General features: G+C 55.3%; 14 protein-coding genes. All 14 read right to left on the minus strand.

Annotated elements, in window-relative coordinates; genetic code table 11:
* Nucleotides 1–82: 82 nt before the first annotated feature.
* Entirely contained in the window at nucleotides 83–1,054 is a 972-nt protein-coding gene (locus AC3WJN_RS17075; protein ID WP_005828570.1) for a threonine ammonia-lyase, read from the minus strand.
* A 7-nt stretch (nucleotides 1,055–1,061) separates the two neighbouring features.
* On the minus strand, nucleotides 1,062–1,739 hold the full coding sequence (locus AC3WJN_RS17080; RefSeq protein WP_492329308.1) for a M20/M25/M40 family metallo-hydrolase: 678 nt from the start codon (nucleotides 1,737–1,739) through the stop codon (nucleotides 1,062–1,064).
* A gap of 257 nt (nucleotides 1,740–1,996) precedes the next feature.
* Entirely contained in the window at nucleotides 1,997–3,118 is a 1,122-nt protein-coding gene (locus tag AC3WJN_RS17085) for an aminotransferase (protein WP_005828575.1), read from the minus strand.
* Nucleotides 3,119–3,172: 54 nt separating this feature from the next.
* The gene (locus AC3WJN_RS17090; protein WP_007785861.1) at nucleotides 3,173–4,222 is read right to left on the minus strand and encodes an ornithine cyclodeaminase family protein; all 1,050 of its coding nucleotides are present in this window, start codon (nucleotides 4,220–4,222) and stop codon (nucleotides 3,173–3,175) included.
* Between the two features lie 130 nt (nucleotides 4,223–4,352).
* Entirely contained in the window at nucleotides 4,353–5,084 is a 732-nt protein-coding gene (locus AC3WJN_RS17095) for an IclR family transcriptional regulator (protein ID WP_005828580.1), read from the minus strand.
* A gap of 27 nt (nucleotides 5,085–5,111) precedes the next feature.
* The gene (locus tag AC3WJN_RS17100; RefSeq protein ID WP_005828582.1) at nucleotides 5,112–5,798 is read right to left on the minus strand and encodes an amino acid ABC transporter permease; all 687 of its coding nucleotides are present in this window, start codon (nucleotides 5,796–5,798) and stop codon (nucleotides 5,112–5,114) included.
* Nucleotides 5,799–5,863: 65 nt separating this feature from the next.
* Entirely contained in the window at nucleotides 5,864–6,679 is an 816-nt protein-coding gene (locus AC3WJN_RS17105) for an ABC transporter substrate-binding protein (protein ID WP_005834626.1), read from the minus strand.
* A gap of 25 nt (nucleotides 6,680–6,704) precedes the next feature.
* Nucleotides 6,705–7,427, minus strand: coding sequence for an amino acid ABC transporter ATP-binding protein (locus AC3WJN_RS17110; protein ID WP_005834628.1), 723 nt, complete (start codon nucleotides 7,425–7,427; stop codon nucleotides 6,705–6,707).
* Nucleotides 7,428–7,636: 209 nt separating this feature from the next.
* A complete protein-coding gene (locus AC3WJN_RS17115) occupies nucleotides 7,637–8,644 on the minus strand; it encodes an aromatic acid exporter family protein (protein ID WP_081494723.1) in 1,008 nt (335 codons plus the stop codon).
* A gap of 156 nt (nucleotides 8,645–8,800) precedes the next feature.
* Nucleotides 8,801–9,214: a zinc-ribbon domain-containing protein gene (locus AC3WJN_RS17120; protein ID WP_035317474.1), complete on the minus strand. Its 414-nt coding sequence runs from the start codon at nucleotides 9,212–9,214 to the stop codon at nucleotides 8,801–8,803.
* 178 nt (nucleotides 9,215–9,392) lie between these two features.
* Nucleotides 9,393–11,639, minus strand: coding sequence for an S-layer homology domain-containing protein (locus tag AC3WJN_RS17125; RefSeq protein ID WP_007785855.1), 2,247 nt, complete (start codon nucleotides 11,637–11,639; stop codon nucleotides 9,393–9,395).
* A gap of 121 nt (nucleotides 11,640–11,760) precedes the next feature.
* On the minus strand, nucleotides 11,761–12,513 hold the full coding sequence (hemQ, locus tag AC3WJN_RS17130) for a hydrogen peroxide-dependent heme synthase (protein WP_007785852.1): 753 nt from the start codon (nucleotides 12,511–12,513) through the stop codon (nucleotides 11,761–11,763).
* A 124-nt stretch (nucleotides 12,514–12,637) separates the two neighbouring features.
* On the minus strand, nucleotides 12,638–13,396 hold the full coding sequence (nagB, locus tag AC3WJN_RS17135) for a glucosamine-6-phosphate deaminase (RefSeq protein ID WP_007785849.1): 759 nt from the start codon (nucleotides 13,394–13,396) through the stop codon (nucleotides 12,638–12,640).
* A gap of 15 nt (nucleotides 13,397–13,411) precedes the next feature.
* Complete coding sequence (locus AC3WJN_RS17140; protein WP_007785845.1) at nucleotides 13,412–14,293, minus strand: MurR/RpiR family transcriptional regulator; 882 nt, start codon at nucleotides 14,291–14,293, stop codon at nucleotides 13,412–13,414.
* Nucleotides 14,294–14,668 lie beyond the last annotated feature (375 nt).

Consider the following 14,668-nt stretch of genomic DNA (forward strand, 5'->3'; position numbering starts at 1 on the left):
CCTCCCGCCGTTTCTGCCTCTCTAGGGAAAAGTGTAGCCGAGAGTGGACATGAAGTTCAACCTGCGGGCTGCACGCTGCGTGCTAGGAGTAGCGGGCCACGATCCCCGCCAGCTTGGCGGCGTCCACATTGCTGCCGCTCACGATGGTCAGCACCTTTTTTCCGGCCAGCTCGCCCACGACGCCTTGCATCAGCGCAGCGACTCCGACAGCTCCTGAGCCTTCGACTATTAGATGGTGCTCTTTTGCCAGCCAGTACATCGCCTGGGCGACATGCTCCTCCTCGACGAGCACGAAGTCGTCGACGATCTCAAGCGCCAGGTCGAGATTGCCCTGGGAAATGCCGCCGTGCAGACCGTCTGCCAGCGAGTCGCTGTACACGACGTCTGCCAGCCGCTTTTCCCGAAACGAGTAGTACCACGGCGGCGAAGCGTGCGTCTGGACTCCGATCACCTGCACCTGCGGGTTGATCGCCTTTGCCGCCAGTGCCACTCCGCAAATCAGCCCGCCTCCGCCCGCAGGCACGAGAATCGCGTCAAAGTCCGGCTCCGCAAGCATGGCCTCCAACCCTGCGGTTCCTTGTCCCGCAATGATGTGGTCGTCTTCAAAAGCGTGCACGAATGTACGGCCCGTTGCTTTTGCCAGCTCGTAGGCGTAGCTCTCCGCCTCGTCATAGCTGTTGCCATGCTCGACCAGCTCTGCGCCGTAGCGTCTGATTCCCGCTTTTTTCGTCTCCGGCGCTGTGCTTGGTACAACAATCAGGGCGGACACTCCCCGCAGTGCCGCCGCATAGGCCACCCCTTGCGCGTGATTGCCCGCAGACGCCGTAATGACGCCTCGCGCCAGCTCCTCCGCTGTAAGCGAAGCGATCTTGTTCAAGGCGCCGCGCACCTTGAACGAACCTGTCTTTTGCTGGCACTCCAGCTTCAGCCAAACGTCAGCCCCAGCCAGGGCGGACAGGGCCGCGGATGAAATCAACGGGGTGTGGAGCACCTGCCCCTGCAACTTTTTGTGTGCTTTGACAATATCCAGAAACGATACAGTTAACAACTTCATTCCCTCCTCAGGAAAAATGCTTCACCAATTGAACAAACAGCTCGATGCCCACCGGAATGGCCTCTTCGTCGAGATCAAAGCGGGGGTGATGGTGCGGATACTTGCTGTTTTCGCCTCCCATCCCTACGAACAGGAAGGCACCGGGCTTTTCCTGCAAGTAATAGGAAAAATCTTCGCCCCCCATGACAGGTTGGACATAGGCAACACTTTCCCTGCCAAATTGACCGCTACCGCCGCGATTGCATACTGCAGCAAAATCAGCGGCAAAATCCACTTCATCCAGCGAATCCACGGAATGCCTGCAAGAGCAAGCCCTGCCATGAAATACCCCGAGGTCGGAATAAAAATGTTGGAGATGCCGTCCCCGAACTGCAATATAGGGGATCGTCTCCTCCTCCATCCCCATGAGGGAGCCTCCCGCGGCAAAAAACAGCATCATGATCGGAATCAGCCATTTTTCCTGGTTCCGAAGCAGCCTGGAAAGCGTGACGATCAGCGCTTCAATCGCCCCTGTCGCCACCAAAATACCGAATGTTCCGCCAATTATCAGTACAAAAAAGATAATGCCCGAAGCTTCCACCAAGCCTGTATGCACGCTGTTCACAAGCCCAAGCGGCTTGACTGGCGCGGATTCCAGCCATTGAAACGACTGAGGATTAATGACGCTCCGCCCGTTCACTTCCACCCGCCCGTACTCTCCGGCAGGCTACACATACGTCAAAACGACCGCCACGGCAATGACGGCAAAAAGCAGGGCAAACACGTTGATTTCCCGCAGCTTTTTCGGTTTTTTCGGCTGCGCTTCTGCATGTGGCTGACTCATGATATCCCCCCTGTTCGATATCAAATCCAAGTCCTGTAACCCCAGAAGCGCAAGCGCGAGGCAGGCGAGCCTCCCTCGCTCCGCTGGCAAAAGAGACTCTCCCCGCTTTTTCCCGCCGCTTACTTTTGCGCCTGCAAAAACTTCGAAACCTGCGCCAGACCAGCCTTGAGCACCTCTGTATCGCAAGCGTACCCGATCCGCACCCAGCCTTCCATGTCGAAGCAGCTTCCTGGCGTCAAAAAGGCTCCCGTCGATTTGAACAAGTCGATGCAAAACGTTTCCGATGGCATATCCAGCTCGTATTTCAGCATCGCAGTCGTGCCTGCCTGCGGCTTGACGTAGGAGATGAGCGGCTCGCTCGCCACCCAGTCGTCGAGAATTTGCAGGTTGTCCCGCACGATTTTCAGGTTGCGCTCCATGATCTTGTCCCGGTTTTTCAACGCGTGCACAGCCAGCATGTCGTCGAGCATCCCGCAACTGATCGTCGTGTAGTCGCGGTGCGAGATGCAGTTTTTGATGACGTCGAGCGGCGCTGCGATCCAGCCCAGACGCAGCCCGGCGAGCGAAAACACTTTGGACATGCTGCTCGTCGCGATCCCTTTTTCATACAAATCGACAATGGACGGCACGACGATCTCCGGGTCCTGGTGCAAGTGGCGGTACACCTCGTCACACAGCAAATAGGCGTCAACCGAACGGGCAATCTCCACAATCTCCCGCAGCAAAGCTTCGTCCATCAAGGCCCCGGACGGATTGTTCGGGTTGTTGATGCAGATCAGCTTGGTCTTGTCGGTGACCAGCGCGCGCAGCTCGTCCAGGTCAGGCAAAAACTGCTTTTCCGGCACCAGGCGCAAATGCTTCACCTCTGCTCCGAAAGCCGCAGGCACCTCGTAAATTTGCTGGTAGGTCGGGTGGACGGCAACGACCTCATCGCCGGGGTTTACGAGCGAAAACAAGGTCAAAAAGTTGGCGCCGATCGCTCCGTTCATCGCCAAAATGTTTTCCGGCTTCATCGTCTCGTACATCCCCGCAACAAGGCTGCGGAACTCCGGCGAGCCTTCGATGTGGCCGTACGTCAGCTTCTTTTGCGCCATCTCGCGAAAAAAGTCTTCCGGTTCCGCAGAGAGCCGGATCAGTTCTTCCACGGTGAGCGAATCGACGCACGTTTCCGCGATATTGTACACGGCCTCCAGCTCGTAGGCGTTCATCCATTCTTCCACTTTAAAAGGGGCAATTCTCATGGCTGTTCCTCTCCTTTGTTCATCCAGTCCAAGTCCAGTACCGCTTCTGACTCTCTACAGGTCGACGATGGCTCCTGCGCCGCGGCTTTCGGCCATCCGCAAAATATGTTGCGCCGTCAGCAAATCTTGAATGGCAATCCCTGTGCTGTCAAAAATCGTGATTTCTTCCGCAGACTGTCGCCCGGCGGCATGCCCGGAAATAACACTCCCGATCTCCGCCGCGATGTCTGCTTCTGTTATCAGTCCTTTTTTCAGCGGAATCTCGGTTTCGCCCACGCGTACAGCCTGCCCGATATCGTCGGTAAAGACGCGTCCGACAGCGAAAAGGCGCTCGTCAATTTCCTGCTTGCCTTCCATGTCGGCGCCGATGCACGTAATGTGCGTGCCAGGCCGGACCCATTCGCGGCGGATGAACGGCTCCCGCGCTGGTGTCGCGGTAATGATGACGTCCGCTTGTCCTGTTGCCGCTTCGAGGTCGTCTACCGCCACAAATTCTACTTCGCATTTTTGTGCGTACCGCTCGTATTCGTCGCCCTTGTACTTCGAGACGAACTTGGCGAGCAGCTTGTCTTTGATCTCTGCTGCGAACTTCTCTGCTTTTGCATGGGAACGCGGGTTGCTGATGGAGACTCGCTTGATGTTTGGAATCGCCATCAATGTTGCCATGATCTGAAAAGGCGCTTGGTGCCCCGTCCCGATCATCAGCAAATGCTCCGATTCCGGGCGGGCCAAATACTTCGCTCCGATCCCCCCTGCCGCGCCTGTCCGCATGCAGGTGATGTGTTCGCCGCTCAAAATCCCCTGCGGGACGCCTGTGCGGCTGTCCAGCACCATCACAGTCCCGAGCAGTTGCGGCAAGCCTTTCTGATCGTTGTCCCCAAACCAGGAGACGAGCTTCAGTCCAAACACGTCCGCCTGGGGCAAATGACCGGATTTGATGTCCATGTCTGCTTTCCCCGGTACAAATTCGTGAAAGATCATCGGAAACAGCGTCGCTTGCTGCGCCGACTTCATCTGGTAGGCTTGCTCGACCACTTCGATCACGCTGGCCATATCCAGTAAGTCTTCCGTGGTTTCCTGATTGATGACGCGAAATGGAAACATGTCTTGTGTGCCTCCTCTCGATTCCCTTCACACTACCACAACTTTTTGAGGCAAAAAAATTGAAAGTTCCAATAGTAAGCATTAGAAGAAATAAAACCTCCATCCGTTCATCCGGAAATGGAGGTTTGATCTAGGCTCCACCGATTCTTGCCGAAATCGCGGTGGCCTTCTCTTTTACTTTTTCAATGAGCTGCGGCAGCCTTTCCTCCGGGACCCGGAAGATCGGCGCATTGATCGACAAGGCCGCCACGAGCTGGTTGCCGTAGCCGAAGACCGGGGCTGCGACTGCCATCGTCCCTTCCGTTTTCTCCCCGTAGCTGATGGCATAGCCGCTCTGCTTCGCTGCTGCCAGTTGCTCTACAAATGCCTGCTGCCGCTGCTCGGGCAGTTGCGCAGAGACGACCTTGGCGATTTCAGCCGCCTTGGCATGAGCGAGAATCATTTTGCTGGGAGCGCCAATCGTGAGAGGAATGCGCTCCCCCAAATTCTCGTCGATGCGGATTTTCAGCGGGCTTTCGACCTTTTCGATCGGCATCGAATCTGTCCCCGCCGGCACGTTGAGGAAAATGCTCTCCTCGACCTCGTTTGCCAGTTCCTCCATGAACGGCCGCGCCACGGCACGCAAATTCAGCTTTTCATGCAGGATAAAGCCGATTTCCATCCAGGTATATCCCGGCTTGTAATGCTTGGTCGCAGGCTCCTGCTCAACCAGGCCGAACTGGATCATCGAGTCGAGAAAACGATGGAGCGTGCTGATGGGCAGGCCAGTTGCGTCAGCTAGCTCCGAAATCGGCCAGGCAGGTTTTTCGTCAGATATCAGCACTCTGATAATTTTCATCGTCCGCTCGATAGATTGAACCATAATTGCTTCGTCCTCCGTAAAAGTGCGTTACGCTGCAACACTCGTCCCTTTGTCTTGCTTTTTCGGCGCCCTTCCCCGGGCCAGCCTGGCTTCCAATCGGTTGACAAAATAAGTGAACAGCATAATCAGCACGAGATAGTACAAGCCGACAACCATGTACGTTTCCAACTGCTTGTAGTTGGAAGCCGCCTCGCCGAGACCGGTCCCCCACAAATCTTGCATTCCTACGTACGCGACCAGCGACGAGTCTTTCAGCCCGATGATGAACTGGTTGCCTAGCGCCGGAATCGCCCTGCGGAACGCCTGCGGCAAAATAATCCGGCGCATCGCCAGCGGATACGACATCCCGAGCGAGCGCGACGCTTCCATCTGTCCGCGGTCAATCGACTGGATCGAGCCGCGGAAAATTTCGGCGATGTACGCGCCGTTGTGGACCGCAAGCGCGATAGCCCCCGCCCAGAACTGGGAGAGCGTCACCATGTTCGCCAGCCCGAAGTACAAAATACAAATTTGCACGATCAGCGGCGTGCCGCGAATGACGGTAATGTACACGTGCGCGAAGTAGTTGAGCGGCTTGGAATCGGATATGCGGAAAAAGGCAATGACCAGACCGACGATGCACCCGAGCAAGAGGGCGACTGCCGTAAGCTGCACGGTCAGCCATGTCGCTTTAAGGAAAAGGGGATAACTGGATAGGAAAATATCAATAATCATTGGAGATCCTCCTCACATGAAGCGGAAAAAGGGGGGCGCCCAGACCGGACACCCCGTTGCCCACTTTATTGTTTTTGCAGGATATTGCGGCCAAACCATTTTTGGCTGATTGTTTCATAGGTGCCGTCTTTAATGATTTCGTCCAGTGCCTTGTTGATCCGGTCGACTGCCTCCTGGTCGCCCAGTCGCACGGCAATCGCCTGTTCATCGTAGCTGAGCGGTTCGCCGACGTCGATCACTTTGCCGCCGCCCTCTTTAATAAAGCGCAAGCCTACTACCTGGTCGGTAATGACCGCATCGAGGCGTCCTGTCGGCAAGTCGAGCAACGCCGTAATATCGCTGTCGTACTGCGTGATCTTGTCTTCATCCGTCAGCTTTCTCGCCCAGTCGAGGTAGTTGGAAGCCTTCACGACGCCGATCTTTTTGCCTTTCAGGTCTTCCTTGCTCTTGATCGTCGTATTGCCCTCCTGGACGAAAATTTGCGAGCCGGAGCGATAGTACGGGTTCGTGAAGGAAACTACCTTTTGCCGCTCTGGCGTCACCGTCAAGCTGCCGATGATCGTATCGTATTTTTTCGCTTCCAGACCAGGGATGATCGTCTCAAACGGGTTTGTGATCGGCACCGGATTCATGCCCATTTTTTCCGCCAAAGCCTTGCCGATTTCCACGTCAAAGCCTGTCAGTTCTCCGTTTTCTTTAAAGCTGAACGGCTTGTACACTCCGCTCATCGCGTACGTAAAATCTTTTTTGCCTTCGCCGCCCGCTGCCTGTCCGCCGCCTGCTGGCGCGCTGCTCTCCTGCGAGCCGCATGCCGCGAGCAAAAGCGAGCCCAACAGTACGGTCGACAACAAAACTCCTGACCATTTTGCACGTTTTTTCATCTGAAATTCCCCCTGTTTCTCTTTTTTAGCGGATACTGCCCAAAAACTGTTTTGTTCTCTCATGCTGCGGGTTTTCAAAGAACGCACTAGGCGGCCCTTGCTCCAAAATTTGACCATCGTGCATGAACACCGCCCGGTCGGCAACCTCGCGGGCGAAGCCCATCTCATGGGTCACGACGATCATGGTCATTCCTTCTTTTGCCAACTGCTTCATTACCTGCAACACTTCGCCGACCAGCTCAGGGTCAAGTGCGGAGGTAGGTTCATCGAAAAGCATGATTTTCGGCTTCATCGCAAGCGCCCGCGCAATCGCCACGCGCTGCTTCTGTCCGCCCGAGAGCATGTCCGGGTAGACATCCGCCTTATCCTGCATGTTTACTTTTTTCAGCAGTTCGTACGCCAGCTCTTTCGCTTCCGCCGCCTTCATTCCTTTGACGTGCACCGGCGCTTCGATCACGTTTTCCAGTACCGTCTTGTGCGGGAACAGGTTGAAGTGCTGGAAGACCATGCCCACATTCTCGCGAAAATGGTTCAGGTTGGTCTTGTGCGGGTCAATCTTCTGCCCGCTGATCCAGATTTCGCCGCCATCGTGAAACTCCAGAAAATTCAGGCAACGCAGCAACGTACTTTTGCCTGAACCGCTGGCCCCGAGCAAGACGACGACTTCTTTCTCCTCGACCTTGAGCGTTACCCCTTTCAGTACCGTGAGCGAGCCGAAAGATTTGACAAGCTGCTTAACCTCAATCATCCTGCTATCCCCCTATCTATCTGCTGCCGGATGGATTGCCTCTTATACTTTTTCCGAATACCGGAAATGATTTCTGATTTAAATTATAATTGTATATTTTCAGACATTCAAGAAAAATTTAATTTGCTGAATAAATATGCATGAACGCCAAAAAAAGCGGCTTCCTCCGGCTCTTCAACCAGAGGAAGCCACTGTCGCTGTGCCAGGCTTTACGCGCCTGGCTTCGCCTTGTTTACGGCTGCTGTCTTCTTGTCGTCACTGTTCTTGCCCAGCTCATGCTTGATGAATAAATAGTTTTCGATCTCGCGCAACAAGTAAAACAGCGACGCCCGCGTCTCGAACTCCTCGCGCGTGCGCGGCAGCTCCGACTCTTTGATCTCCTCGCGCATCTGGCGAAGTTGGTCGATAAAGCGGTACGCCGTATTGCCCGGATGCACCGATGCGCTGATTTGTTCGAGAAAGTCCGCGATGCGGTGGCTCTGCGGCACCTGCGTGTCCAGCGACGACACGATCGGCATCATCCGCTCCAGCAGCTCAAACTGCTTTTCGCGCATGACAAAATACTGGTAGTACGAATCATCCCGGCGTCCCAGCCGGTTGTCGATGTCGCGCGACGCCAGCCGAATCGCTTTTTCCAGCAGACCGGGCGCCTCGATCATCTCTTTTCCGTCCCACTCGCTCTCGCCGTGTCGCAAATAGTAGCTGAACTCCCGCAAAATTTGCCGGAACAACTGCTCCACCTGCTTTTGCATCGCGCGCAAATCTTTGTCCAGGCTCGGCATGTACAAGTTCACGAGCAGCGCGACGCCCACGCCGATCACCAACAGCCCCGCTTCGTTCAAAAGCAGCGGGAGATCCATTCGCTCGGACGAGTACAGATGCATGAGCACGACCATGCTGCTGACGAAGCCTTCCTGAATCCCGAAGCGCACGGCCAGCGGCAAAAACAAAAGAATCGCAAGCAAGATAGCCAACGGCGAGTAGCCCAAAAAATAAAACAGCGCCATCCCGATCCCCAGCCCGAGAAAGCTGGCCATGATCCGGTTCCACGCCGTGCGAAACGACTGCTTGACCGTCACCTGGATGCAAAGAATCGTAATGATTCCCGCCGATGCCGGATACATCAGATCAAGCTGCTGGGCCAAAAAGATCGAGATCGCCGTCCCAATAGCCGTTTTTAATGTACGATAGCCGATTTTCAGTTTGAGAAAGCTCAGTCTTGTTCCCCTCCGCTCTGATGTCGCTTCCCTTTTCCTTTACTGTACCAAAAAGCGCCCGCGAACCAAAGACAAGACTTTGTTAAAAAAAGTAAACGTTGCATGAAGCGAAGCGGCTTGCAAGCGTAGTGCACAGTCGGCAAAAGGCTGTCGCCGTCACACTTTTTTCCCGCAGCCTGGACAGTATTGGTAGTCGGCCTGCACGCGCTGTCCGCAGTACGGGCAAAACGCTTTTTCGCCCGCTGCTTCTGTCCTTGTCGGCTTCCCTGCTGCGCGCTCGCCGCCGTACTTGCGGTTCAGCGGATCGCCTTCTTCGCTCGCATCGGTAATATCGTAGAGCGACATCCGTTCTTTTCCGGTGGCGTTTTTATAGTGATAGACACCTTGCGCAATGCCTATAATGACGAACACGACGCCAAACAGCGGAAAAATGGTCCCGACCATAGGAAACGGCGAATCTTGTGTAATCACAAACGCCATGATCGTCCAAAAAATGCCGAAAACAACGGCTGCGATGCTTCCGGCCGCCCCCATTGCCGACGGCCCTCTTCCTGGCTTGATACTTTTCATCCGCACCCTCTCCCTCGCCTCCCGGACGTTTTTGCCGGAAGCGTTTCTCTTGTTCCACGCATTTCTCCCATCCTATTACAAGTACGTTTTGATGACAAATCGGTTTCCAAGAAAAAAGACACCATCGTCTCCATGATGGTGTCCGCTTGTCCTGCCTACCGGGCGATTGCTCGGGCGGCTACTGCTTTGTCTTTTTCAGCTCGTAAAGGGCTTGCATTACCTCCGCAACGTCTCCCCGCGATACGGTTCCCTCAGGCGCGAACGAGGCTGCCGACTTTCCTTTCAACAGGCCGTGAGCCGTCGCCAACGCCACTGCCGGCACCTGCTTTTTCGGCACGTCCTGATACGGCACTGTAAAAAACTCCGGCTTGTCCAGCACATCCCCGTAGCCGAGCAGGCGGGCGACGATATCTGCTGCATCGGCGCGCGTCGCCGTCCGGTCTGGCGCAAACGTCTGGCCCGTTTTCGGAATCAGTCCGTATTGCAGCCCTTTCTGGATCGCGGCGTAATTCGGGTGTTTGACATCCACGTCGGCAAACGGGTAAGGCTTCTGTTGTTCGTCGCTGGAGAAACGCGGCCGGAGGTAGTTGAACTCGATCCGGTTCGTCAAACGGCCGATCATCTGGATCAGCTCGCCGCGCGTCACGGCTTTATCCGGCTCCAATTTTCCGTCTTCAGCGCTCAGCCAATTCATGCGCAGCGCCAGTTCCAGTGCCGCCTGCTGCGGATGGCCTTCGATGTCGCTCGGCTTCTGCTGTTTTTTCGCCTCGGCAAAGCTGAGCCATTCGCCCGTCTCTGCCAGGACAACTCCCGCATCGCCTACGTAGCGATACACGAGAATCGGCTCGCGCGGCTGCGGCGGCACCGGAAATGGTTCTTCCTGCGGCAAATAATAGGTCAACTGTAGCGTTTTTTGCTTCTGCTCGGCCTTTTTCGCAGCAGCGCGGTCCACGATGTCCTTGCCCACTGCCCCGACAAACGGCGTCCCGTCCCAACGGCTGCGGTTGTCCAGTGTCTCGGCTACCCCGGTCTCGGGATTGACCTCTACCGCGAACTGCGCATATTCAATCGGGATGCCGTCTTGCAGCCAGCCAAACGTAATCTCGTACGGCAGACCCTTCTCCTGCATGCTCTGGAGCGTCTCCTTTGACGGGGATTGTTTGACCAGGTAAATGTCGCCGAGCCTGTCCGCATACAAGGTACGCACCAGCTTGAGCGCGGATGCCTCTGCTTGCTCCCAGGTGACTGCCTTTTCCCATTTTTGTCCTGATCTCTGGAATCGCGCATTCTCGTTGACACTGTATTCCACCAGCTCGCCGCGGTCGTTGATACTGAGTTCTGTCTGCTCCTCACCCGAACCGTTTCCTTGAAGCGGCGTGAAGCTGAAACTCCATCTGCGCACCTCGACCCCATCCACGCCGGAGCTGGTGCCGCCCCCGTTGCTGCCCTCAGAGCGGTATGACCCCGGCAGCTTCTTGATGTATTGCTCGGCAATTCGCTGCGCCTCTTCTTTTGAAATCAGCGGTTTTTCCTCTGCTTTGGCATGCGTATTTCCCAACGGCTCGATGTTTTTCGCGCTCGCCTCTTTGCCAAGCGCATTGAGCAGTTGTCCGGTTGCTGCATCCACGAATTGCGGATCGTCCGCTTCGTATTTGTACGCAAGCTGGAAGGGAGCCAGACGCTGCGATCGTCCGAACACGGACATGTCGCTGAACAGCAAAGTAGGAGCAGCCTGCTCGTCCCACTTTTTCGCGGCTTCGGCGCTGTCGATCACCTTTGCGGCATCAGGCAGCTTGCCTTCGTACCACTCCCGGCTGAAGCTCATCACTTCCCCGTTGTGGTCCACGATGAACCGAAAACCGTTTTCCAAAAAAGGAATCTCGTTTTCCACGCGGGTAAAGGTGACAAATTCCCGCTGTTCGCCGCGGAACATAGGCTGATTAGGGGGCACATACTCATTTGCTTTGGACAGGCGTGCCCGCTCGTCTGCTGTCGTTACCCGCTCGAGAAATGCGGTGGCCGCTTTTTCCGCTTGCTCTCTGGAAATTTGCGCTGAGCCTCCGCCGCTCTCGTTTTCTCCATACTTGGAATAGTCCAACAATTTTCCCGATACCGCATCAATTGTTACGGAAAGACTTGCTTCGTTTGCTTTTTCCCAGACCACCCGCCAGATCGGCTCGGTTGAATACGCTTCGTTTGCGCCGACATAGCGCGCCCGCAAAAGCCTGTAGTCCGCCGGAACCGCCACCCATTTTTGCGCCTGCTTGAGCGCTTCTTCCTGCGTCAACGTCTTCGCTGTCGGCTGCTCGGCCGCGTAAACCAACGGCGCTCCCCCGATTGTCCCCGCATTTGCAAACAGCGTGGTCAGCAGCAAAGACGACGACATGCCCATTGCCAGCCCCCACGATTTTGTGCCTCGTAGCAAAACTACCCTCTCCTCTCTTTCTTTGGACGTCCCTCCTTATTCTACCATTTTATCTGGAAAATGCAGTAAAAAAAGACCCGCCGATGCGACAGGCCGCACAGCAGGTCTTTTGGATGGATTGCTATACTTCCAGTTTTTTCGCGAGCGTCTCTTTGTTCAGCACGTTTCCAACCAGGAAGTTGCCGAATTCGCCAAAGCGCGCACTCACTTCGTCAAAGCGCATTTCGTAGACGATATGCTTGAACTCCAGCGGATCGTTGGCGAACAAGGTGACGCCCCACTCCCAATCGTCGAAGCCGATGGAGCCGCCGATAATTTGCTTCACGCGGCCAGCGTAGGAGCGGCCGATCATGCCGTGGGAGCGCATCATTTCCTGGCGCTCCTGCATGCTCAGCATGTACCAGTTGTCTTGCAGGTCGCGCTTTTTGTTCATCGGATAGAAGCAGATGTGCTCCCATTTTGGCAGGATCGGATACAGGCGGTCGCGGACATGCGGGTTCGCTTTTGGATCTTCTCCCGGGTTATGTACGTAGTTGCTCAGCTCGACGACAGATACATACGAGTAAGGAGCTTCTGTATAGGAAGCAAAGCGGGTTTTATTGAAAGCAGTCTTGATCTCGTCGAGTTCTTGCATGGTCGGACGCAGGAACATGAACACGAGGTCTGCCTTGTGTCCGAGGATGGAGTAAAAAGCGGTGCTGCCCTGGTTCTCGGCTTCGTTGGCTTCCCATGTTTGGATCAGGCCGTTCAGCTCGTCCAGCGCTGCTTGACGCTCTTCAGCCGAAGCCGCTCTCCACTTTTCCCAATTGATGGTGCGGAAATTATGATACGTGTACCAACCTTCTAATGTAAGCAACGCTTCGTTTGCGCTCATCGAAAATCAGCTCCTCTAGAAAAATCTGGTCAACCTCATGGCAACACTCCCAGTATAGCATAAGGGACGAGCATATATTCGGAACAGATTGGTGAACAACAAAGAAACAAGCGGCGCCCGGCGGCTACCGCTTGTCTTCGCTGCTCGCTGCGGCCACGCCAAGCTGGCTCGCCGCAGCCTTGTCTACGATCACTGTCACATCCGGGTGAAGCTGGAGCAAGGAAGCGGGCACATCCGCTGTCGGCTCGCCTTCCAGCATCAGCCGCACAGCTTCTGCCTTCGCCTCGCCGCTCGCCAAAAGCACGACTTTTTTCGCGCCGAGAATCGTCTTGATCCCCATTGAGACAGCTTGCGTAGGCACTTCCTCGACGCTTGCAAAATAACGGGCATTCGCTTCGATCGTGCTCTGCGTCAGTTGGACCACGCGCGTCGTCGACTCGGCGGATGAGCCTGGCTCATTAAAGCCGATGTGCCCGTTGTTGCCGATCCCGAGCACCTGAATGTCGATTCCGCCCGCTTCGCGAATCGCTTCCTCGTAGCGCGCGCATTCTTTCGCCAAATCTTTCGCATCGCCTGCCGGAACGTGCGTTTTTTCCTGCGGCAGATTGATATGGCGGAACAAGTTTTCCTGCATGTAGGCGCGATAGCTTTGCGGATGGGCAGAGGACAGGCCGACGTATTCATCCAGGTTAAAGCTGCTCGCCTGGGAAAAATCAATCCCCTCCTCCTGATGCAGCTTCACCAGCTCCCGGTACATGCCTACGGGAGTGCCGCCCGTCGCCAGCCCCAGGACGGTCTGCGGGTGGTTTTTCACTTCCCGAGCGAGCAGTTCCGCCGCTTTGCGGCTCATCTCCTGATAGTCTTTGACAATTACGAGCTTCAACTCATCTCACCTCAGTCAATATTTTCTCTCCAGCACGGCCTTGGCCGTCCGTTCCTTGTACGTGAGCGCTTTTTCCTTGTTGCGCAAGGCAATCGTCGTGCAGATGACGTCCAGCACGTGCAACTGGGCGATTTTCGCCGCCAGCGAGCCGCCTTGCAGCGGGCCTTCCTGTGCGGCGGTCAAAAGCGTAATATCGGCCACGTTCGTAATCGGCGAGCGGCGGTAATGCGTGATGCAAATGATCGTCGCGCCGGCTTCCTTGGCGACTTTCAGCGAGTCGATCGTGTCCTTGGTGCTGCCTGACACGGACAGCCCGACCGCCACGTCTCCCGGTCCCAATGTCGCCGCCGCCATCGCCTGCAGGTGCGACTCGCTCATCGCATCGACCCGCAGTCCGATCCGCAAAAACGCGTACTTGGCGTCCTGTGCCGTCACAGCGGATGTTCCCACTCCGTAAAAGTGAATCGTGCCCGCCTGTTGCAACAGCTCCACGCAGCGCTCCACCTGCTCCGGATCAAACAAGGCCGCCGTATCGGCAATCGCCTGCTGATTCGTCGCCGTTACTTTTTGCGCCATCGTCTCCAGCGAATCGTCCTCGCCTACTTCGCCGTGCAAGTTTTTCACCGGCGCAACCAGCTCCTGCGCCAGCGCCAGCTTGAACTCCTGATAGCCGCGAAAACCGATCTTCCGGCAAAAGCGCAGCACGGTCGTCTCGCCCACGCCCGCCTTTTCCGCGAGGTCGATCACGGATGAGTAGATGACGCTGTCTGTCTGCTGCAAGACGATGCTCGCGACTTTTTGCTCCGATTTCGTAAAGGAGGGCAGAAGACTTTGGATATGCAAAAGCGTATTGTTTTTCAGCCCCGGATTGGACAGCTCCTCGGTGTGTCCTGCCATGTCGCTCCCCCTTTGGGTCATAAGCCCGGTCTCGTTCGTATGATTGCCGAATTTTTCGGATCGAAGCTTGCTTTCTACCGTCATTATATCAAAAATGGAGTTATCCGCCATTGTATTTTCTAAAAGTGGAGTATTTCTCCAAAACCAAAACAGTCCTCTTTTCTAACACCGGCTATTCTGACCAAAAAGAGCAGTTGCCTGTTGACAAAAACATTCCTACATAACCATCTATCTTGAATTCTTAGTCAGTGAAAGTGCTTTTGTAACAGAATTACTTGAAATAGGAAAACATTTGTAATTGAGCCTTTTGCAAAATTAGGTTTTCGTTTAAAAAATGAAGTTTAATGGTACGTAAAGTGGGAAATGCCACTTTTA

The sequence above is a fragment of the Brevibacillus sp. FW306-2-1A-C05A genome (assembly GCF_058781555.1).

What these genes read in the sequence shown, in the direction of transcription:
- AC3WJN_RS17120 (WP_035317474.1), bottom strand. Translation starts at nt 9,214, where the DNA reads ATGAAAAGTATCAAGCCAGGAAGAGGGCCGTCGGCAATGGGGGCGGCC.
- AC3WJN_RS17090 (WP_007785861.1), bottom strand. Translation starts at nt 4,222, where the DNA reads ATGTTTCCATTTCGCGTCATCAATCAGGAAACCACGGAAGACTTACTG.
- AC3WJN_RS17100 (WP_005828582.1), bottom strand. Translation starts at nt 5,798, where the DNA reads ATGATTATTGATATTTTCCTATCCAGTTATCCCCTTTTCCTTAAAGCG.
- AC3WJN_RS17140 (WP_007785845.1), bottom strand. Translation starts at nt 14,293, where the DNA reads ATGGCAGGACACACCGAGGAGCTGTCCAATCCGGGGCTGAAAAACAAT.
- AC3WJN_RS17075 (WP_005828570.1), bottom strand. Translation starts at nt 1,054, where the DNA reads ATGAAGTTGTTAACTGTATCGTTTCTGGATATTGTCAAAGCACACAAA.
- AC3WJN_RS17085 (WP_005828575.1), bottom strand. Translation starts at nt 3,118, where the DNA reads ATGAGAATTGCCCCTTTTAAAGTGGAAGAATGGATGAACGCCTACGAG.
- AC3WJN_RS17105 (WP_005834626.1), bottom strand. Translation starts at nt 6,679, where the DNA reads ATGAAAAAACGTGCAAAATGGTCAGGAGTTTTGTTGTCGACCGTACTG.
- hemQ (WP_007785852.1), bottom strand. Translation starts at nt 12,513, where the DNA reads ATGAGCGCAAACGAAGCGTTGCTTACATTAGAAGGTTGGTACACGTAT.
- AC3WJN_RS17110 (WP_005834628.1), bottom strand. Translation starts at nt 7,427, where the DNA reads ATGATTGAGGTTAAGCAGCTTGTCAAATCTTTCGGCTCGCTCACGGTA.
- AC3WJN_RS17095 (WP_005828580.1), bottom strand. Translation starts at nt 5,084, where the DNA reads ATGGTTCAATCTATCGAGCGGACGATGAAAATTATCAGAGTGCTGATA.